Annotated in this window: 9 protein-coding genes; 1 reads left to right on the top strand and 8 read right to left on the bottom strand. The window is 39.3% G+C overall.

Annotated features, from left to right (window positions below; all coding sequences use genetic code 11):
- Positions 1-471 precede the first annotated feature (471 nt).
- Complete coding sequence (gene rpoH / locus ABXH34_RS09245; RefSeq protein WP_353571589.1) at positions 472-1,326, bottom strand: RNA polymerase sigma factor RpoH; 855 nt, start codon at positions 1,324-1,326, stop codon at positions 472-474.
- A 131-nt stretch (positions 1,327-1,457) separates the two neighbouring features.
- Positions 1,458-1,898 (bottom strand): Hsp20/alpha crystallin family protein, encoded by a 441-nt coding sequence (locus ABXH34_RS09240; protein ID WP_353571588.1) that lies wholly within the window; start codon positions 1,896-1,898, stop codon positions 1,458-1,460.
- A gap of 546 nt (positions 1,899-2,444) precedes the next feature.
- Here ABXH34_RS09240 and aqpZ point away from each other — a divergent pair.
- Positions 2,445-3,131: an aquaporin Z gene (aqpZ, locus tag ABXH34_RS09235; RefSeq protein ID WP_353571587.1), complete on the top strand. Its 687-nt coding sequence runs from the start codon at positions 2,445-2,447 to the stop codon at positions 3,129-3,131.
- 192 nt (positions 3,132-3,323) lie between these two features.
- Here the strand turns inward: aqpZ and ABXH34_RS09230 are convergent, their stop codons facing one another.
- From ABXH34_RS09230 to ABXH34_RS09205, 6 genes are all read right to left on the bottom strand, one after another.
- A complete protein-coding gene (locus ABXH34_RS09230) occupies positions 3,324-7,220 on the bottom strand; it encodes a two-partner secretion domain-containing protein (RefSeq protein ID WP_353571586.1) in 3,897 nt (1,298 codons plus the stop codon).
- A gap of 397 nt (positions 7,221-7,617) precedes the next feature.
- Positions 7,618-8,178 (bottom strand): hypothetical protein, encoded by a 561-nt coding sequence (locus ABXH34_RS09225; RefSeq protein WP_353571585.1) that lies wholly within the window; start codon positions 8,176-8,178, stop codon positions 7,618-7,620.
- A gap of 58 nt (positions 8,179-8,236) precedes the next feature.
- Complete coding sequence (gene aspS, locus ABXH34_RS09220; protein WP_353571584.1) at positions 8,237-10,030, bottom strand: aspartate--tRNA ligase; 1,794 nt, start codon at positions 10,028-10,030, stop codon at positions 8,237-8,239.
- 475 nt (positions 10,031-10,505) lie between these two features.
- Complete coding sequence (gene thiO / locus ABXH34_RS09215; RefSeq protein ID WP_353571583.1) at positions 10,506-11,606, bottom strand: glycine oxidase ThiO; 1,101 nt, start codon at positions 11,604-11,606, stop codon at positions 10,506-10,508.
- Positions 11,607-11,616: 10 nt separating this feature from the next.
- A complete protein-coding gene (locus ABXH34_RS09210; protein ID WP_353571582.1) occupies positions 11,617-13,134 on the bottom strand; it encodes a CYTH and CHAD domain-containing protein in 1,518 nt (505 codons plus the stop codon).
- A gap of 545 nt (positions 13,135-13,679) precedes the next feature.
- Positions 13,680-21,966, bottom strand: an 8,287-nt coding sequence (locus tag ABXH34_RS09205; RefSeq protein WP_353571581.1) for a LamG-like jellyroll fold domain-containing protein, incomplete at its 5' end; no start/stop codon positions are given.

Genomic DNA, 21,966 nt, shown 5'->3' with positions numbered 1-21,966 from the left:
GCTTAGAATTAATTGAAATTGCGCCCAATATTGATTTGCAAACCCAAATATTAGATCAAATGGGTTTTTGCCCACTGATGCATAATATCAAACTGATGGACGCTCGGATTTTTACAGATCAGAAAATGAGATTATAGGTATTGTCGGGAATGCGGAAAATAAAATAGGAGATTTATACATCTTCGTAATTATGATCTAAATCATTGATTTCTAAAAAATGAAACCCCTCTTTTTAATGGAATTAGCAGATTGAATTATTTTCTAAAAATGGGCGTAGGTATTGTTCTATTGAATATATTTTCTTATTTAATAATGGCTTATCCTATTTTACATCAACGATCAACAAGGAAGCTGAAGTGGTGCTTTCTGCTCAGTTTTGACTTAAAAAATCCTAATCAAGCCCTAAAACACCACCTCAGATCAATGATAGATAGCTGATCTCTATCTATTTAACAAAAAAACGATGGCTTCTTAAGCCAGATATTTTTTTAATTTCTTCATTGCTGCAGTTTCAATTTGACGAATCCGCTCAGCTGATACTTTATATTTATCAGCTAAATCATGCAAAGTGACTTTTTTTTCATTTAGCCAACGTTGTTGTACAATATCTTGACTACGCTCATCTAATTGGGAAAATGCACTTTGTAATAGTGATTGTTGGTTTTGTTCCCAGTCATCAGCTTCAATCAATTGAGCAGGGTCATAACGACTGTCTTCTAAATAAGTTGCAGGACTATAATTGTCTTCATCATTATCATCAGGCGCATCAAATGCGACATCTTGCCGCGTCAAACGTTGTTCCATTTCCAGAACTTCTTTCTGGGTGACACCTAAGTCTGTTGCAATCTTTTCTACTTCTTCTTGATTCAACCAACCCCAACGTTTTTTCATGCTACGTAGATTAAAGAACAATTTGCGTTGTGCTTTGGTAGTGGCAACTTTTGCAATCCGCCAATTTTTCAAAATGTATTCGTGGATTTCTGCTTTAATCCAATGCACAGCGAACGAGACCAAACGCACACCAAAATGTGGATCGAATCGTTTGACTGCTTTCATCAAACCAATATTACCTTCTTGGATAATATCTGCTTGTGGCAAGCCATAGCCTCGATAACTGTTAGCAATATGCAATACGAAACGCAAATGCGAGACAGTTAACTCACGGGCTGCCTCCAAATCATCATTTTCATAATAACGTTTCGCTAATTCTTGCTCTTGCTCTTTACTTAAAATAGGAATTCCTTTTACAGTTTGAACGTAGCTTTCAAAGCTTTGACTAATACCTGTAAGATTAAGTTTTTGATTTAAAGCAACTGCTGTGGACATATATCCCCCTACTTAAAAATGCTGTGTCATGTAAGCATGATAAAATATATTGGAAATAGAAGTGGCTATTGCCAATAAATTCTATTGTAGAGTTATCGATTTATTAAGAATCAACAACTCTACTCAAAAGCCTATTGTACGGTAATTTTACGCGATTCAACTGTCTCTTGTTTAGGAATACGGACAAAAAGTACCCCATTTTCACCTGTTGCCGTAATATTATCGGCATTGGCATTCTCAGGTAAAGTAAAACGTCGTTGGAACTGACCAAATACCCGTTCAACGCGCTTAAAGCCTGCCTGTTCACCTGTTTTAGCCGCTGGACGTTCACCTTTGATAATTAACATATTTTTGTCCACTGAAATGTCAATTTCTTTGGGGTCAATACCGGGAACATCCGCTGCGACAAGATAGTGATCGGCTTGTTCCTGAATATCAACACTTGGCATCCAGTTAGTCTGTGTTTCTGCTGCTTCCGCTTTTTTCAATTGCGCAACACGATTGAATACCTGTTCAGCGTCACGTTGCATTTGTTCCCATAAGTTAACAGGGTGGTGATAAACTAAATTCATGATAGAATCCTTTAAAATCAAATTATTAAGCTTCACTGCAGTGCTTGATCGTGTATATAAGGTTTTGGAAATTCGATTTCAAGAGTTTCTATCAATATTGAACCAAAAAAATCTAACAAATCGGCTATAAAGCCTATTTTTTATTAATATATCAAAAAGATATGTCATATCTTTTTTTTGGATTATGCGTAAGCTGAAGTTTCTGTCAATGTGAGATGCTAAATTTTATGTCTTAAGGAAGTGACTATAGTAGCATTGTCTGAGAAAAATAGAGCATACAAAAAATATAAATAATCTATGTTTGGTTTTTTAATATTTTGATTTTCAAAGAGTCAACGCAAAATAGGTGTTAACTATAAAATAGATTAATCAATAATGATGATTTAGGTTTAGAGAATTTATTATTTTTAATAAAAACAGTATGATAAATTCCCTTAGATGCTGTGGGTATGCTAATCGTTAAATATTTATTATAAAAAAGCATAACTTAATGTTTACATTATATTTTTCAGACCAAACAATTAATATAACTAAGGAGAAGTTACTATGGTAAATAAACTTGGCGCAGAGTTTATTGGTACTTTTTGGCTGGTATTGGGAGGTTGTGGTAGTGCCGTATTGGCCGCTGGCATTCCTGATGTCGGTATTGGGTTTGTGGGAGTCTCTCTTGCCTTCGGTTTGAGCGTATTGACCATGGCGTATGCAATTGGACATATTTCAGGCTGTCATTTAAATCCTGCTGTTTCTATTGGCCTAATGGTTGGTGGCCGCTTTTCTTTTACAGAACTTCTGCCTTATATTATGGCTCAAGTAATGGGAGGGATTGCAGCAGCAGCGGTGTTATATGTGATTGTCACAGGTAAAGCAGGGGCTGAGATTGGTAGCTTTGCTTCAAATGGGTATGGTGAATATTCTCCACAAGGTTATTCAATGATTGCCGCATTAGTCACTGAAATTGTCATGACTTTTATGTTCTTAATTATTATTTTAGGGGCTACTGATCGCCGTGCACCAGCAGGTTTTGCACCTATCGCAATTGGTTTAGGTCTTACTTTAATTCACTTAATCAGTATCCCTGTTACAAATACCTCGGTAAATCCTGCTCGTAGTACTGCTGTTGCTATTTTTGCAGGTGATGCCGCCTTGAGTCAATTGTGGTTATTCTGGGCAGCTCCAATTGCTGGAGCTATTCTTGCAGGGATTGTATACCGTATTATTTTTGTTGAAGAATGATTGAGGGTTGAGAATTAAACTATTTCATCAGCTCTTGAACGAGCAGGCTTGTTAATCCATATAAAGCAAAGGATTATCAAAAATAAAAACCGTCAATTCTTGAACTTATTAAATGCTCATTCCTCACTGATTAGCAAGAGGCTCGTTACATTAAATATTGAGTCTCTTGCATCTATTTTTTTGCCCAAACTTTTAAAGACAAATTGCTTTTTTATAAGCATCGCTAGGCAACCAATCACCAATTAAATAATTAGGACGACGATACAATGAGGCCTTTAGTGTTAATGGAGCTTCAAATTCAGTGGGTCGTTGCCCTGCAATAGAACCTTTACAAGAATTTTTAAATCCAGCTTGTTCCGCAAAACTTTTGTTTAAACTTAATAAACCGCTACTCACTGTCTCATCTGGCGAACTGATTTCAATATTGCCATCAATCCCTAATTTTGAAGAAGCTGAGACTAAACTGGTCGGATTTTTAAGAAATTGTTCAGCAATAATTCGAATATTACCACCTTGTCCTTCATAAGCTTGGGCAACCAATTGCGCATTGTTCAACACTAAAAAGCGTGGTTCAGTAATTGTTAGACCACCTCCATTACCTGCACCTTCTTGTACACTGGTTGAAATTTGACTATTATCTGCAACAAATAATAAATTGTCTATTTTCAAAGAGATACCGCCGCCGCCACTGCTCACGGCTTCCGTGGTAATCGCACTATTTTCGGTGACACGAATCGTATCTGCATTGATGCTAATCGTACCTGCATCGCCACCGCGTTCTTGTTTAAGCCATTGCTCACTGGCATAAAAGTAATTTTCTGAATGGGTGTTATCTGCATCAATCACTTTGACAAAATCACCTGATGTTGCTGTGAGCTGCTCTAATTCCGCAACAGTTTGCACTGTGCGCCGTTCTGGATTTAAATTGACCCATTGTTGACCTGTATAAATCATTTGTGAAGCTTGAGCCCCATTTGCATTGGCTAGAGCAGCAACATTACCTTGTTTTGCTAAAACCAAATTGCTGATTTCGGAAATATGTTCAATTTGATGCTGATTATTAAAGGTGATCCATTGATTATTTGCATAAATAAATTGGCTGCTTGACCCATTTTGTTTGACTGCTGCAATTGGGTTTTGGTCTTGGAATGAAACCTGTTCAGACAGTGTATGCAGGGTTGATTCATCGGTGAGATTAAACTGATTGACTCTAACAAATCGGACATAGATATTATTATCAGGGCTAAAAATATTGGCGTAAATAAAGTCTGCTGACTTGCCATCACCCATGTCTAGCACTCTAATCCGTTCACCCAGTTGATAATCAGGCAATACTTCTCCTGGTCGATAACCACCATCACTCCGCACTTCAAGTATCTTTTGTGTTGTATCCAATGTTGTTGTAATTTGACTATTCATACGTTGCCAAGTATCTAAACCAACTCGAGGATGTCGTGTATAGATAAATTGCCCTGATGAACCATCACCCACATCTTTAACCTCAACAATTTGACCTTCAAAAACACGATATTGATTAGATAATTCACTTAAAACTTGCATATTTTCAACAGGATCAAGCAAGATGCGGGTTTGAATCAGATAATCACCAATATTGACATAATTGCCTTTTACACCATTGCCCAAATCAGCGACTTCAATCACATCACCTTTGACTACTAATGCACTGTCACGCTGTGCAATATTGTCAAATTGGTAGCGATTAATAAATTGATTTTCCGAAGCAATTCGAGTACTTCTATCCATTTGAAGTTGCTTGACATTCAGGTTTATATTGCCTGCTTTTCCACCACCTGTACCTGAAGTTGAAATAGTTGCCTTATTACTTAAATTCAGGTTTTTGGTGGTTAAATCAATATTACCCGCAGAACCTGCGTTTTTACTTTTATCTTGTGAATTGGCATAAATGCCGCTAGTTGATTGATTAAAATGGCTAAATGCTGCAAACTCTTCTAAATAACTGGCTTGGCTAGTTCCTGATTTTTTAAGTGGTATAACAGAGGAGTCGCCGCTAATAGCAATCGTGTCATGCACATTTATTTCAATCGTACCACCTGAGCCATAATTATCGGTACTGGTTGTAATTGCCGCACCGTCTTTAATGCTGAGTGATTGTGCCTGCAAGCGAATATTGCCACCATTTCCCCCGTTCTCACCGACCCCAATACTATTGGCGTAAATACCTGTTTCAAATCCAGCTATATTTCGACCATAAGGATTAATTCCCGCAATATCAATCGCACCAGCAACTTCTATATCAATATTGCCACCATTGCCTGCTTGATAACCAAGACGAGAACGTGAACTTGTTGTAATGATTCCTCCATCTCGCATAAATAATTCACCTGCTTTGATATTGATATGACCCCCATTATCAATAGCATAGCCATTTTGTATTTGGGTTGGTGAGGTATTTGATTGTATGGTGCTCGCCCACCCCCCATCATCGCTTGCGCTGTTGCCACTGAGAGACAGTTTGTTAGCTGCTTCCACGTAAATATTGCCCGCACGACCTGTACGACGCGCCAATGATGTAATGCTAGCACTGTCATTCAATATAATATCTTGTGCTTTAAGGTAAATATTACCTGCATCACCTGAACTGAGTGATAAATTATAAAGATTTGCTCCTATTCCTTGTAGTCTAAGTTCGTTATCTGCTTCAAATGTGAGAGTACCCGTTTTGCCAGAAACAAAAGTAATCGCCATCGCTAAAGCGTCTTCCAGCAAAATATTAGATGCCTTTACAGTCATATCTCCTGAATTCGCCGCCCCAAATGTTCTTGAATGTAACGATGCTCCATCTCTGATCGTGACTTGATTCGCAGTAATAGACATTTTGCCACTATTACCCGAATTCGCGGCTTGTCCTAAAGTGAAAACACGAAGACTACTGGGATAACCATCTTGCCGACTACCCGTACCTTTAATCATTACAGATTCTTCAGCGTTTAATACAACATCACCACCTTTGCCACTACTGCTGGTTTGATTGAGAATGGATGAGCCATCTTGAAATTGAATATTTTTAGCATCCAGTGAAATTGTACCTGCATCACCTGTTTGATTGTTTGAGCTATCCGCTGGGCTGGCAAAAGCAATAATTCGATTGGGCGTGGTATCAATATTTTCTACCGCCGCATCAATCGATTGTGTCGCGTTGAGTTTAATATCCGCTCCGCGCCCAAGGCCTGACACAGTTGCACTGATTATTACTCCTTGTCGTAACGTAATATTATTGGCTGAAATGTCAATCAATTCCCCATTCTGACTGCCTAACGTATTGGCGGTTATGGTACTGTCATCAATAATAAATTGACCAGAACGAATAAAAATCCCTCCACCATAACGACCACTGCTATCAATCATTGATTGTTGTGAAATCGTAATATTGCTTTGTAATGAAGATGTTGTGAAATCATTGATATTTGGGTTCAGCTCTCCTGCTGTATCGAGAGTTGCCAAATAAATACGGCCTGCGGGTGCGGTCAAGTTTGCATTGGTGATAGAAAGTTTGCCACCTGTTAGTGATAAACTTTTATGTTCGGCTACGATTAATTGGCTGTTTTCAACTGATAATGATGCAGGGGCATGATTTAAAAATCCAAATGATTCCACAGGTGCGGCGGTTAAAATATCCCGTTGTGGAAATCTTGCATGGAATTCACCATCATCAGCCAGTTTTAAATAATCTGCACTGGATGCGTGAAAACTGCCCTGAAGTTCCAAGGTAGCAAACTCGCCAAACAAGATGCCATAAGGATTTAAAAAATAGAAATTAGCATCAGGAATCGTTGAACGAATTGTGCCATTGATAAAACTGGCCTTGCCACCTGTTACTCGAGAAATGATATTTTGAATCTGTTCAGAACCTGAAAACTGAGCGATTTCGCCCTGATTTAAATTAAAGTGCTCAAAGCTATGAAACAAATTATTGCCAACCGTATTGCCTAAGTTTTGAGTGATATTAAACCTGTTATTTTCGATTGCTAATGGTGTATTGTTAATTGAGATTTCGGCTTGTACAGTTGTGGTCAAACAAACCAGTATAAATAATATTATTAAGAGCATAATGACACTCTCCCCGTTATAGCTAGTGTCTGATTTATAAATAATTAAGACAGACAGCACGCAAATGATAGGCCATAAAATAAGACTGGAATAATGTGAGAGATGGAGATATTTAAAACATAGAAAAACAGTAATTCGTTAATTTTAAGGAAACGAATATTGGATAATAAGCATATTTAGGAGGTTTTTAATGACTAATAGGATAAAAGGTGATTTTTATCTACATTTTGTTTTTATATATAAACATTTTAAATCAATGAATTATATGTTTTAAGGTGTAAATTTAATATTTTATAAAAGTATTGTTATATGTATAATGTTGTCGGAATGATTTCTAAAAGTTAAGGCTCATTACAAATCCCAACTTACATTGCTAAATTAAGCTTCTGTTTACGTTTTAGCGTTGACTAATTTTTCTCTTTCTTTCTTTAGCATAATATTGAATCATTTGCTCAAGTGCTTTTGATTTCCCTATGGTCAAATTTTCACATATCGTGCGAGTATAGACAGCTTTAATCTTAGATACATCTTTGTCTTCTATTAACTCTTTCACAAACATGTAACCCGTAATGCTATCTCTTGATTCAAGCTTTATTGGCCAGTCAAAAAATTTTGCTTCATAAGGAGTTTTTAAAAGTCTAAAAGATGGCAGTCTTCGGTTTGTTCCTTTCAATAAAAAACCAACTTCGTCAACTTTGACAGAAAAGTAGCTAAGATTCTTAATCTTGACTACAAGACAATCTGGACTAACGTCTTCAAAAAACTCATTTTTAGAAAAGATTGTATTTTCTCCATCCAGTGATCTTATTGAGCTTGGAACTATAACCAAGTTTACCTTATCTTTTTTCTGTTCGCGCTTCAAATTATAAAGACCTAAAAAAAGTCCTCCAACAGCAACAACAGCAATAACAATATCTTTTACGATAATCAAAATATCAACTTGAGTTAGCTCAGACATATTTTCATCTCTTTTTGTAAGTCGAGGCTCATTATAAACCCCAACTTACATTGCTAAATTAAGCCTCAGCTTCTTTTGTTTCTTTCACACGAGGACGCAATTTAATATGTAAATCACGCAATTGTGCATCACTGGCCGCTGATGGCGCAGAAGTCAATAAACAACTTGCTGTCTGCGTTTTAGGAAATGCAATCACATCACGGATTGAACTTGCACCCGTCATTAACATCATAAGGCGATCCAAACCAAATGCGATACCACCATGTGGCGGACAACCATAAGTCAAGGCATCCAATAAGAAGCCAAACTTCTCACGTGCTTCCTCATCACCAATGCCTAATAATTTGAATACAGCGGCTTGCATTTCTGGTTTATGAATACGGATTGAACCACCGCCAATTTCAGAACCATTCAACACCATGTCATAAGCACGAGATAAACAGGCTTTTGGATCAGCTTCTAAAGCATCAACACTCACATCAGGTGCTGTAAATGGATGATGTAAAGATTCCCAACGTTTATCACTTTCGCTCCATTCAAACATAGGGAAATCCACAACCCATAATGGTTTCCAACCTTGTGCGTTTAATTCTAAATCTTCGCCAAGTTTCAAACGTAACGCGCCTAAAGCTTCATTCACTACTTTAGTTGTATCCGCGCCAAAGAAAATTAAATCACCGTCTGTCGCTTCGGTCAATTTAATAATGCCTTCGACTGCGTCATCAGGTAAAAATTTCAAAATCGGCGATTGTAAGCCTTCACGTCCTTTGCTAACTTCGTTGACTTTGATATAAGCCAAGCCTTTCGCACCGTAAATGCTGACAAATTTAGTATATTCATCAATTTTCTTACGTGATAATTTTTTGCTGCCTTGTGGGACTTTTAACGCGGCAACCCGTCCATTAGGGTCTTTCGCAGGCGCGGCAAATACTTTAAATTCAATATCCTGCAATAAATGAGCAACATCTTGAATTTCCAAAGGATTCCGCAAATCAGGCTTATCAGAACCAAAACGCAACATCGCTTCAGCATAAGGCATGGTTGGGAATGGACTCGGCAAATCAACATCCAAAACTTGTTTGAATAAATGCCGTATCATATCTTCCATAATGCCGCGCAATTCTGCTTCATCAGTGAATGACATCTCAATATCTAACTGAGTAAATTCAGGCTGGCGATCTGCACGTAAATCTTCATCACGAAAACAACGCACGATTTGATAATAACGATCCATACCCGACATCATCAACAATTGTTTAAACAACTGAGGCGATTGCGGTAAAGCGAAAAAATCCCCTTCATGAGTACGACTCGGCACAAGATAATCACGCGCACCTTCAGGCGTTGCCTTGGTCAACATCGGGGTTTCAATTTCTAAAAAGCCCTTGTCATCTAAATAATTACGCAAAATATTATTGGCTTTAGCACGCATTTGGAAACGCTGTTGCATCTGTGGACGACGCAAATCGATATAGCGATAACGCAAGCGATGCTCTTCACTGACTAACTCATCATCTAACTGGAATGGCGGTGTATCAGCAGCATTTAAGATTTCTAATTCTTTGCCTAATACTTCAATCATGCCCGTTGGCATTTCTGGATTTTCTGTGCCTTCAGGACGATTTCGCACTTTCCCTGTGATTTTTAACACATATTCAGTTCTGACTTTTTCAGCTAAAGCAAAGGCTTGCTCTGTATCAGGGTCAATCACCACTTGCACTAAACCCATGCGGTCGCGCAAATCGATAAAAATCACGCCACCATGATCGCGACGACGGTGCACCCAGCCGCATAAAGTGACTTCTTGAGTAATGAAAGACTCATTGACTTGTCCACAGTAGTGGCTACGCATAAAACGGTATTCCTTGTTGTTTTTTCAGGCAAAAGATATTGAATGTTAAGGGCTGTTGGATTTGGATGCAAGGAGAATTTATGCTGTACGTTAAAATATAAGTAGATTCAAAAGGTATCGATTGGAAAATACTAAAATTTAGCGATAGCGATGGCATTTAATTGTTGTTATAGAATAAAAAGTGATTGATTTCCATAAGCCGTATTTGATTGGCTCAAAAAATTAAAATGATAGGAAGTTCAGTCATTTGTTGATATAGAAAAATCGCAATCTGAACAATCAGTGCAAACCCCTATTGATCTTAGAGAGCATTCTCATTTAATCAATAACGATTTGAATATAAAATATTTTTTATAAATTGCTACTAATCAGCACTTCTGGATTCAATTTAAGAATACCCCTAAATTTGCTATTTCTTCAAGAGCTGACAGCCCTAGGGCTTTGTGAGAAAAAACGGAAATCTATTGATTGGGTATTAAAAGATTTTTTCTCCACGCGGAGCATTTAAATGATAAGGCGCAGGATCAAGAATCGGTTCACGTTGTAATACTAAATCTGTCAATAATTGTGCTGAAGCTAATCCTAATACAATCCCATTACGGAAATGTCCTGTATTAATAAACAAGCCTTCAATATCAGGGTGTTGCCCTATATATGGGATCCCGCTTGGTGAGCCGGGGCGTAAGCCTGCCCATTGATGCACCACGGTATAATCAGCCAAACGCGGAATCACACTAAACGCCAAATATTTTAAATCTTCCAATGCCGTTAGCGTGGTCACTTTTTTAAAGCCTGCATCTTCAACTGTACTGCCAACCAAAATATGTCCATCTCGGCGCGGAATAACATAATGATTATTCGTCAATACGATACGTGAAACTAAACCCGGTTGGGCTTCAAACATAATCATCTGACCACGAATAGGACGAATATTGGCATCAACTCCTAAGGACGATAATAATTCACCACTCCACGCACCTGCAGTCACCACCACATAATCCGCGCCAAAATCACCTTGCTCAGTTTCAATCCCGTAAATTTTATTTTGACGTGAGCAAATCTTAGTCACAGAATGATGTTCTTTAACTTCAATTCCTTCTAAATCAAGAGCTTTGCGCAATGACTTCATCAAACGTGGATTGCGTACTTGACCAATATCAGGAAACCATAATGCAGTGTCATATTCACCTAATTCGGGTTCAATTTCACTTAAGGCTTTGCTGTCTAATTGCTCCATGGGCATATTATATTGCGCTGCCCATTCCTTAGCTTGCTCCATTTCAGCCATATCTAAAATCAAAAAACCATTACGGATATATTCAGGATCAATTTTAGTACGCTGACATAAATCATCAAAAAAGGCAGGATAATAGGTCTGACTCCATTGTGCTAACTGCTTTACGCAATCAGGATAACGCCATGGATAAAGTGGAGATAAAATACCGCCGCCTGCCCATGATGACTCTTGACCCAATGTACTTTTTTCAATAAGAGTGACGGTTAAGCCTTCCGCTCGTAAATGTAATGCCGTCAACATTCCACTGACACCGCCACCAATGACAAGGCAATTAGACAATGTAAACTCCTTACCAAAAGGTTTCTTGTTTGGTGAAATTATCCCACTCATTAGCAATGTTAGTGAGATGGGTTTGATATAAATGCGCATACCAGCCTGCTAGAAAATGGCGTGTTGGCTCATTATCTGCCAACTCAAGCTGCGCTATTAACAGTCCTGATGCACTAATATCATTGAGAATACCTAAACTATTTTGTAATGATGATAATGCTTTCATAAAGGGTTTAGTGGTTCGATTAGGATAGAGTTCTGCAAAAAATCGGAGGCCACAACTTAATTTTTTAACCATAATTCGCATTTTATGCTGTGCTTCAGGCTCAAGTTTCTCTAAATTCTTGCCTTTTTTACAAATCCGTTCATATTGTTTTTGTAAAGTTTTACTGGTAAATGCTTGAATCGGCTGCTCTAGTTTAGAACAGATTTTTTTATTTGCATTCTCACGCCATGTTTGCGCTGTCAACCATTGTCCTAAAGTCAGTAATAAACAGGTATAACGTGGAGAACGCATGGCTTCTCGCACATTAATATAGGCATGTTTTTGCAATGCTCGGACTTTTTTTAATATAGGATTAAGTTGCTCGGGCTGATGTGAATTTACCTTTTGAGCGGTTTGTAAAGTTAAAGCAAATACATCCCAATCTCTAGCCACCCCTAACACATTGCTAATCCATTTAATTTCATCTCGTAACCATTTATTTGTATTGGCAGGAAGCAAGGTTTTATATAAGCTAAATGCTGAACGCAATCGCCGCAAAGCTATGCGCATTTGATGTACCCCTTCAACGTCTCGTCCGTACAAGACCATATCTTCATTGGCTTGCAGATGAGCAGTACAGTGCCAGCAAATTTGCTCAAAACTTTGTTCAGCCGTTAAATCAACTTTAAGGCCCAATTTTCCCGCTTTATGATATTGCAATGGTTGTGAATGATGTAAACCATAGCCACGTGCTGCTTTGCTGTGGTTTTCTAAAGTGAGTGGTATCGATTGCTGAAAATCTAATGCCAATTGATACAATTTAACAGGAGAACCCGCTTTGAGTTCTAACTCAACTTCATTCAATGGCAAACGGTGTTCATTTGCTCTGACTTCGCCTTGGTCTAGTACCACTTCAACTAAACTACCATCATCAAAACTCACATCCCATTGGGTACGAGTAAAGTCAGTGGCGAATACAGGCTGAATCGATTGGCGTTGCTCTTTATCGCGACACCATTTAGGTAATATTTTTTGAGGCAAGACACTGTAGTTAGGTGTATCACTATCAATGGTTGTTTCCCATTCTTGACGTTGATGTAAACCCCCACAACTCGTACCCGCTGTTTTTAGGGTTTGGATGCGTTTATCCCCAATATGACGCACTCTTAAACCAATTCTGGCTTGTAAAAAATCATGCTCAGGCGTATCAAAATAGGTGTTATATAAACTTTTGGGCTCATATTGCGTTGCGGCTTGCAGTGACGGCAATTGAGCAAAATCGCTAGCATGTTCAGGCGCGATGCGTAATTTAAGCTCAGTTTCATTAGGCATTGGCTTAGGATATTCCCTGTAACAACGGTCTGAGCTGCCAAGTATACTACGTGTCGTTTGGATTTTCGATTGAGATTAGCTAACAATTGTAAATTTCTTGATGAAAGTACATTTTAGGTCGCCTATTAGCAATATGCTCAATTCATTATTAAGCCGTTATCCTAATTTTGAATTCTTTTGAAAGATGTCAAACCCGTGCGATACCTTAGGTGAATTGTCATCAACTCACCTTATGTAAATAAAACAACTTTTCATTTTATGTAGGGTGGAATAGCGCAGCGTTTTCCACCACAATATGCAATACGCTTGGGATGGTGGAATACGGTGAAAAAGAGTGTATTCATAATAACTGAGGTCAAAGGCTTACCCATTCCACCCTACTCTTTCAAATTTTTACATTTTGCGTAACATGAGTAGTCATTAAGCTAAGAAAAAATCCTCATGATGGAAAAACGCCCCATTATTAGAGTGCAGGATCAATCTTGCTTCTGCAAAATGACATGCACTCCTATGGACTTAACTTAATGGCAATGAGGCGAATTAGATTACAAAGCTAGAACATTTAGAGAAAACGTGAATAAATCATCACCTTCTTGCACTTCATACGATAGTATATTGCCCTGCAAACTGACTTTCGGATTGTGTTTCTCACCAGCGTCTAAAGTACGCACTGGCACATTAATATCTGGTGTTAGAGCATATAGTTGCTCTTGTCCATCGATTAAAACCGTCACCTCAAATGTGCCATCTGACTTATAAAGCACTTTAGGTATGCTGTCGTATTGTTCCAATAAATTGGCTAAGGTTTCAGGATAAATCACGGTTGGATAAATGGTTTGTACGCTACCATCAGGATAAATCACTTTAGCTTCTTGTCGGGCGCGTAAATTGCCAAAGTTAGAGGGAAATTCCATCCCAAAATCACAAAATTCCGCATCGGCACAAAAGCCATCAGAGGCAGGTTCGACAAAGGCATCAAATACCCCAACCATCATCACATCAGTTTCAAAACGTAGATTGCGGCTGCGCGTATTATTGTTATCCAAACGCATCAACACGTCACCTGTTGGACTGAGTTTGACCGTGCTTTCACCACCTAAAGCCTGTTGCAAACCGACGGGGTTATTTGGCGCATTGATTAACACAAATTCCTGTTTATCAGGGGTGACAATTTTGAAATAGCCGCCCTCAACCGTGGTCAAACCCACAGGCGTATCTAACGGGGCTTGCTCGATATTATTGGCGTTCGGCATAAACGCAAACACAATACCTTCATAATCGCCCGTCCCTACTACATTGAATATGCCGTATTCATTCTGGGTGAAAATAAACTGATCTAAATCAACAGAATCAAGATTTGGCGTTTGCTGCAAACCAATATTAAAGCCGCCGCCGACAGTTGAGTCAGAATTGTTGCCATCTGCAACGACCTCACCACCAATTGAAAAACTAGACTGAAAATCAACTAAATACGGGGTTAAAATGCTACTAGGCAGAGTATTCAACACGCCTTTGAAACCCAATTTTGTGCCAACGGGTGGAATGATTTTGCCTGTTGCAGAAATTTCCCAGCCTGCTGGAATTATTTTATAAATCACCTCTGTTGGTGTATCTGGACTGATATTGGTTAATAATTTAGAAAGTTGTTCCGCCTGTTGAATTGACTCAGGATTAAAGGCTTCCAATTGTTCAACTGTTAAAGTGCCCATGACCAAAGGATTTAAGCCAGCAATATTATCCGCAGTGAATCCTGCCAATGAATCTAAGCTGATTTGCTCAAACTGTTCAACACTGACATTGCTTAAGGTTTCAGGTTTGAATGCCGCAATTTGCTCTGGAGTCATGCCTGCAAAGGCTTCCGTTGGAATTGATGCGACTTCGTAACGGTCAAATAAACCCAGTGCTGCAGGTTCAACTGCAACAATACTTCTTGCATCTAAATCATCCAATTGTTCCATATTTACACCAAAATCATCTAAGCTGGGCTCTGCGGGATTGGATGCTTGTTTGACATTGATTAAGGTGACATCACGCGGTAATTTTACCGTTGGGCTTAAATACACATTTTGCAGCACCGCACCAGGTAAGATTTCAGCCGCACCGATATAGGCAGGTGATTTGGCAGGTGCAATAATCGTCCCTGAGATTTTGCCACCAATCACAGCCGTATTCACACCCAGTTTAAGTACACCTTGAATCGTGCCTTTATTTTGAGTGATGCCTGTAATTGAACCCAGTCCTGTACTGCTATAAATCGTACTGCCTGCTTCAATATAAGGGTCAATCATCGTCCCATTATTATCCACTGAACCCGCGTAAAAACCGCCTGCCACTTCGGTGTATTGAGTAATGGTCAAATCTTGCAATGTACCAAGGTTAGTATTGAATCCACTGAGTCGGCCACCTGTAATTGTCGCATTTTGATTAAGCGTAAAGTTTGAAACCAAACCTGCATTAACATTGTCCCCAATCAAATTACCACCAGAAACACTACCCGTTTCACAAATATTTAAATTACCTGTCATTGAATTATGATTGGTAAATGATGTGCCGCATAAATCTGCACCAATGTTTGGTACAGGTGCAGCACCTGTCGGTGTGGTTGGGTCAAGCGGATTGACTGGCTGAGGTTGTTCTGGGATTAGTTCAGGTTCAATCTCAATCTCTGGAATTTGACTGAAATACGCTAAGCAATTTTTTTCCGCATCAACCAATACTTGTGACTCTGTACAATCACCAGTCCAGTGACTGAATTGCCAGCCTTCATTCGGTGTAACTGATAGATTAACCGTTTGATTAGCTGTAACATTTAAACTGCACAGTGTGTCATTACAATTATTAATAATGCCAGAACCAATCGTATTGAGATGCAGATAAAATTTACCATCTAAAGGACATGCAGGCGTAGTGATAATTTCTTCTAAGCCGCCTAAATTAATCACATTATCCGTTACATAAAGGTGATAGATGTACTCCGTGCCACAATTGAGAGTCGTGTCTAAATAGTATTCATCATTAATCGGCGCAATACTAACAAATACCCCATCTCGCGCAATCGGGAATCCTGTTTCATTGAGACTGTTATCAGACCAAGTGAGTTGAATTTGATTACTGGCTTGAGTGGTGGCCACAAAATGTGAAGGCGCAACTAAATTAACCAATGGGCAAGTGTCTGTGGTTGCTGTAATGGTTTCGCTGCTGGCTTGACCTTCGGCATTAAATGCAGTGACTTGGAATGAATAAGTGGTTTCACATTCTAAATCTCGAATCGTCGCACTCTCACTATTTTCTGTGACTTCTTTCGCTAAGCTACCATTACGGGAAATGTTAAATTTTGTTTCATCGTCACTATTATCAGACCACGTGAGTGAAATCGTAGCATAAGTTATAGCTGAAGCATTTAACTGACTTGGTGCAATCGGTGCGCTGGCACATGCCTCAGCTTCTACGGTAATTGTGGCGGCTTCGGATACGCCTGTATCAGTCACCGCAGCAACCGCATAATCATACGATTGGCTACATTCAAAACCTGAGTCGCTAAATGTGGTTGAATCAGCGGATAAATCAAATTCAGTAATGGCTCTGATTCTACGAGTGGTTAATGATTCTCGTGTGACTAAATAGCCTGTTTCACCTTCCACATCTTCCCAAACCAAAGTAATACTATCAGCGGTAACAATCACACTGAGATTCCCCGGTACTAATGATGGGCAAACCTGTGTCGTAACAGAAACCGTTTGTACTGTTGAATCACCTGTACTGTTATAAGCATAAATTTCATAATTATAAGTGGTGTTACAATTTAGGTTTTCATCAGTATAGGTTTCAGTGTCACTGTCTAATGTATCAATGAGATTGCCATCACGCAGGATTTTATAGCCTGATTCCAAGCTGCTGCTATCTGTCCAAGTCAGTTGAATTTGATTATAACTAAGCGCGGTTGCTGCAAAATTAAGCGGTTCATTCGGTGCATATAATGGACATGCTGGCATTACGGCGGTGACAGAAACATTACCTGATTCACCAAATCCATTGCTGGCTTTAAGGCTGTAATTATACGTTGAATCACAATTGACTGAGTTATCCGTATAGCTGCTACTATTTGGGTTTAAGGTCGCAATAACACTTCCGCCACGGGATAAAATATAACTGTCTTCATAGTCATTATTATCTGTCCATGACAAACCGATTTCAGGGTCTAAATCTCCAAAACTAGGAATGCTTGCAATAAAATCTGTCGGGGTTACAGGTTCGGGACATGCAGGCATCGCTGTTGAAGTTGTGGATACGGTATTAGATTCTCCACTGCTATTTTTGGCTTTAAGACTGTAAATGTAACTCGAACCACATGTGATGGCGGTATCGGTATAGCTGATAGTGTCTTGAGCCAAAGTTGTGATTTCACTACCATCACGCGATAAAATATATTCATCTTCGTACAAACTATCAGTCCAAGATAATACGACACCAGAAGCTAAGTTATCAAAAGTGGGGACGGTTGGGATGAGGTTGCTGGGTTCAGTTGGAATTAATATCAGTTCATACGCACCAATATCACAAGTACCGTAAGCAGTTCGAGATACACCACGTTGGTCAAGGGCTTCACATGTTGCCTGATCGCCTGTATTAACTGCGGGACTGTCAGATGATAGGGCTAATGATTGGGTTGTACCTTCATTATCCGCGAGTGTTGTGTTGAGTTTAGGATCACCTGTTATGCTGGCTGTACACGTTCCATCTTGAATCAATGTATTGGTTTGAATTGATAGGCCGCCACTACAATCAACACCACCTACCGTGCCTGAAATAATGCTGTTATACAGTTTAAATATTGAAGTGCCTGTATAATTCTGTAGTGTGTGACTGCCTGTATTGCCATGTAAGGTACTGTTATAAATCTCAAATAAATTACAATTATCGGTGTTAATTGCTGCACCTTTAGTTGAATTATTGTTAAAGAAAGTACTGTTATAAACTTTAGCTGTTGCGCCTATTGTGCATCGTAACCCGCCTGCTGATGTGGATGCAGAGTTATTAGCAAATGTCGACCGTTTCACAATAACAGTGTTTCCAGCACCTACGACTCTAACTGCTCCCCCGCGATTTGTTGCATGATTACTGTCAAAAATAATATCTTGGGCAGTTACATGAGTATTGCTACCAGAGATTTCAATAGCGCCGCCTGCTGATGCGTATCCGTTTTTTAAGGTTAAATTAGATAAAATCACTGTTCCTGCACTGATATTAAATATTTGTACCGTGTCTTGACCACTGATGCTTATCAGATTCACATCGCCATCGATGCTAAGATTCTTATCAATTGCCAAAACCGCATCAAGAAGAATGGTTTGTCCTGCAATACTCGGATCAAACGTAATCGTATCGCCTGCATTGGCATTTGTAATGGCTTCTCGTAGGGTATTTTGACCTGTGGCGTAATCCCCATCATCAACATCAGTGATATTATCAACAATTAAACTGCTGACGGTGACATTGACAATTTCAATATTAGAATCGTCAAACCCATCATTGGCTTTGTAGCTGAATGTGTGAGTGCCTGCAGAAACGGGTGTGTAAGTGACAGCACCTGTTGAAGCATTGGTTATGACAGCTGCCCCCGCATCGTTATCAACGAGACTATAAGTGAGTGTGCCACCATCAGTATCATGAGCTGGCAGCGTATCAGTAATAGGTAAATTTAGACTGGTTTCCCAAGCTAATACTGCCGAATCTGTCCATATTGGCGCACTGATAAATGTGCCATCTGTCGCATTACCTGTTAAATCAGTGATTGTCGTACCTGTATTCTTATCCAATGGCCAGTATCCAATTAAACCCGTTTCATTACCTTGTAAAGCTTGGTACATGTTGGCTTGAATTTCGGCTTGAGTACGGGCTGTATCCCAAATTCTTACGTCATCCATATACCCAGTAAAAAAGTTACCAATATCTGAAGAGGTCGTTTTTCTTCTCGCACCAATCAATAGTGAAATGACGTGTTCAGTATTGGCACTGAGTGTAAAAGTGCTATCCAATTCACCATCAATATAATATGTTCCTGATAAACCATTTAAAACCACAGCAACATGGTGTAATTGTCCATCATTTATATTGGCGGTGGAATATTCCCCATTAAAGCGTAGTTGTCCACCGTTCATTATGGCAAGTGCAAATTCTGTAGTGCTAGCACTAATCCAGTCAGGACTTTTACTTAGTAAAAAACTATCGATTGTCGTTGTGGTTTTTAACCATAATTCAAAAGTTGCATTTGTACCTGAACTGATTTGCACATAAGGGACATTAGATACTTCTACATAATCATCAACGCCATCAAAATTTAAAGCTGAGCCAAAACCCGCAACAGGAGCAATATTAGGCTCAACTTCTACCGTGACTGTGGCAACATTGGAGTCATCAAACTCATCATTGGCTTTATAGGTAAATGTATGTGTGCCTGATGTGGCTGGTGTATACGTGAAAGCACCTGTGCTAGCATCAGTCAGAACCGCTGCACCACCATCATCGTTAACAAAACTATAAGTTAATGTTCCGCCATCACTATCATAAGCAGATAATATGTCACTGATGGGGGTGTTGAGACTGGTGGAAAATGTGGGTTCGCCAATAATTCCATCAATCCAAGCCGTGTCATCCATATTGGTTAATGTACCGTGATTGGCATTGCTCGAATTCAGATCATTTGCCGTTGTGCCTGTTGCTTCCTCAAAATTCCAATAGCTAACAAGCCCCGTTTCTGAACCTGTTAAAGGGGTATACATATTAGCCTGAATTTCAGCCTGAGTTCGTGCAATATCCCAAACCCGAACATCATCTATTTTGCCTTCAAAATGTTGTAAACCTGAGTGGTTGGCAGCAATGCTTAACCCACCATCACTAATGCCATTCGGCGAACAACTGCCTGTAAATGTATAAATCTCACCGTCAATATAAAGTGACCACACTCCTGTATTTCTCACCAAAGCAATATGATGCCATTCATTAGTTGGGTAGATATAGTTAGATGTGGCAAACCCAATGCCACCACATAAAAGCTTTAACTCACTGCTTGATGAATTAATTAATAAACCATATCCACTTGAAGATGAGTTACCATTATAAAAAATGAGGGGATCGCCTGTATTACCAGACCAATAAGCCCAAGTCTCTAGAGTTATATTATCTATAGCGGTTGTCGCTACACTGGCTACAACATAATCATCAACACCATCAAAATTTAACGCTGTCCCCAAACCTGCAATTGGCGGTTCATTTGGCTCAACTTCGACCGTAACCGTGGCAATATTTGAATCCACAGTCCCATCATTGACTTTATAAGTAAAGGTGTGTGTACCTGATGTGGTTGGTGTATACGTGAAAGCACCTGTACTGGCATTACTTAAAACTGCTGCACCGCCATCATCACTCACAAGACTGTAAGTTAATGTGCTGCCATCACTGTCATAAGCAGGTAATGTATCGCTAATTACTGTGCTGAGACTGGTGGAAAATGTGGGTTTGCCGATAATCCCATCAACCCAAGCCGTGTCATCCATATTGGTTAATGTACCGTGATTGGCATTGCTCGTATTCAGATCATTTGCCGTTGTGCCTGTGGCTTCTTCAAAATTCCAATAGCTAACAAGTCCTGTTTCTGAACCTGTTAAAGCACTGTACATATTGGCTTGGATTTCAGCTTGGCTGCGAGCTGTATTCCATAACCGAACTTCATCAATTTGACCTTCAAAATCGGCAGAGCTAGTTTCAGTATGAGCACCAATATAAGCAATACCGGATTGTGTATCAGGATAATCATTACTTGCACTGGATAAAATGCTGGTTAGCGCTTCACCATCCACATAAACACTGCTCTCACTTGATTTTGAACCTGCTGTATAAGACCAAGCAATATGATGCCAGTTTCCATCATTAATATTAGGGGCTGACCATTCTGTTATTTTTGCATATAAATCAACTCGGACAATGCCATCTCTGGTACTGAGGCGGACTCTGTTATATGTTGTATCAACTCCATATTTAAATACAGAACTGACATCCGTTGCAGTTGTTTTTATCCACGCTTCGAATGTTCGAGCATTGTCACTTAATACTTCTCCCGTTAATGTGTCTAAACTAATATATTTGCTACCTCCCGCAAAATCTAATGCTGTACCTTGACCTGCAACAGGTGCAATGTTAGGCATGATTTCGACATTAACGGTGACGGTATTTGAATCGCTTGTGCCATCATTGACTTTATAACTAAAAGTACGAGAGCCTGAAATGCTAGAGGTATAAGTAAATGCACCTGAGTTGGCATCAGTAATAACCGTTGCACCGCCGTCATCATCGACAAGTGAGAACGTTAAACCATCGCTATCACCATCATACGCAGGCAAAATATCGTTGAGTACGGAGCTGACACTTGCAACAAAGTTAGGACTGCCAATAACGCCATCAACCCAATCAGCATTGGTGTCCATATTGGTTAATATGCCATTATTATTGCTAACTTTATCCTCAACTTTATTACTATTCGCCTCTTCAAAATCCCAGTAATTAACTAATCCCGTCTCTGAACCTGTTAAAGGGGTATACATATTGGCTTGAATTTCAGCTTGGCTGCGGGCTGTATTCCATAAGCGCACTTCATCAATTTGACCAGTAAAAAGATGGGTGCTTGGATCTGTACTGCCGATGTACGCATTGCCTGTTTGCGTATTTGGTGGAATCGTACCTTCAGTACCTCCTGCTCCTGCATTTGCAATGGTCGTTAACGCAATACCATCTAAATATAAAAGACCTTGATTTAAATTATCCCCTGCACTGTAAGAC

This window comes from Candidatus Albibeggiatoa sp. nov. BB20 (assembly GCA_016744725.1).
In the GTDB taxonomy this organism is placed as follows: domain Bacteria; phylum Pseudomonadota; class Gammaproteobacteria; order Beggiatoales; family Beggiatoaceae; genus Albibeggiatoa.
Note: the sequence above shows the minus strand (reverse complement) of the source record. Positions and strands in the feature narration are given on the sequence as shown.

Excerpts from the sequence above, each read along its gene's own strand:
- rpoH (WP_353571589.1), bottom strand. The coding sequence starts at position 1,326 with ATGTCCACAGCAGTTGCTTTAAATCAAAAACTTAATCTTACAGGTATT.
- ABXH34_RS09240 (WP_353571588.1), bottom strand. The coding sequence starts at position 1,898 with ATGAATTTAGTTTATCACCACCCTGTTAACTTATGGGAACAAATGCAA.
- aqpZ (WP_353571587.1), top strand. The coding sequence starts at position 2,445 with ATGGTAAATAAACTTGGCGCAGAGTTTATTGGTACTTTTTGGCTGGTA.
- ABXH34_RS09230 (WP_353571586.1), bottom strand. The coding sequence starts at position 7,220 with ATGCTCTTAATAATATTATTTATACTGGTTTGTTTGACCACAACTGTA.
- ABXH34_RS09225 (WP_353571585.1), bottom strand. The coding sequence starts at position 8,178 with ATGTCTGAGCTAACTCAAGTTGATATTTTGATTATCGTAAAAGATATT.
- aspS (WP_353571584.1), bottom strand. The coding sequence starts at position 10,030 with ATGCGTAGCCACTACTGTGGACAAGTCAATGAGTCTTTCATTACTCAA.
- ABXH34_RS09210 (WP_353571582.1), bottom strand. The coding sequence starts at position 13,134 with ATGCCTAATGAAACTGAGCTTAAATTACGCATCGCGCCTGAACATGCT.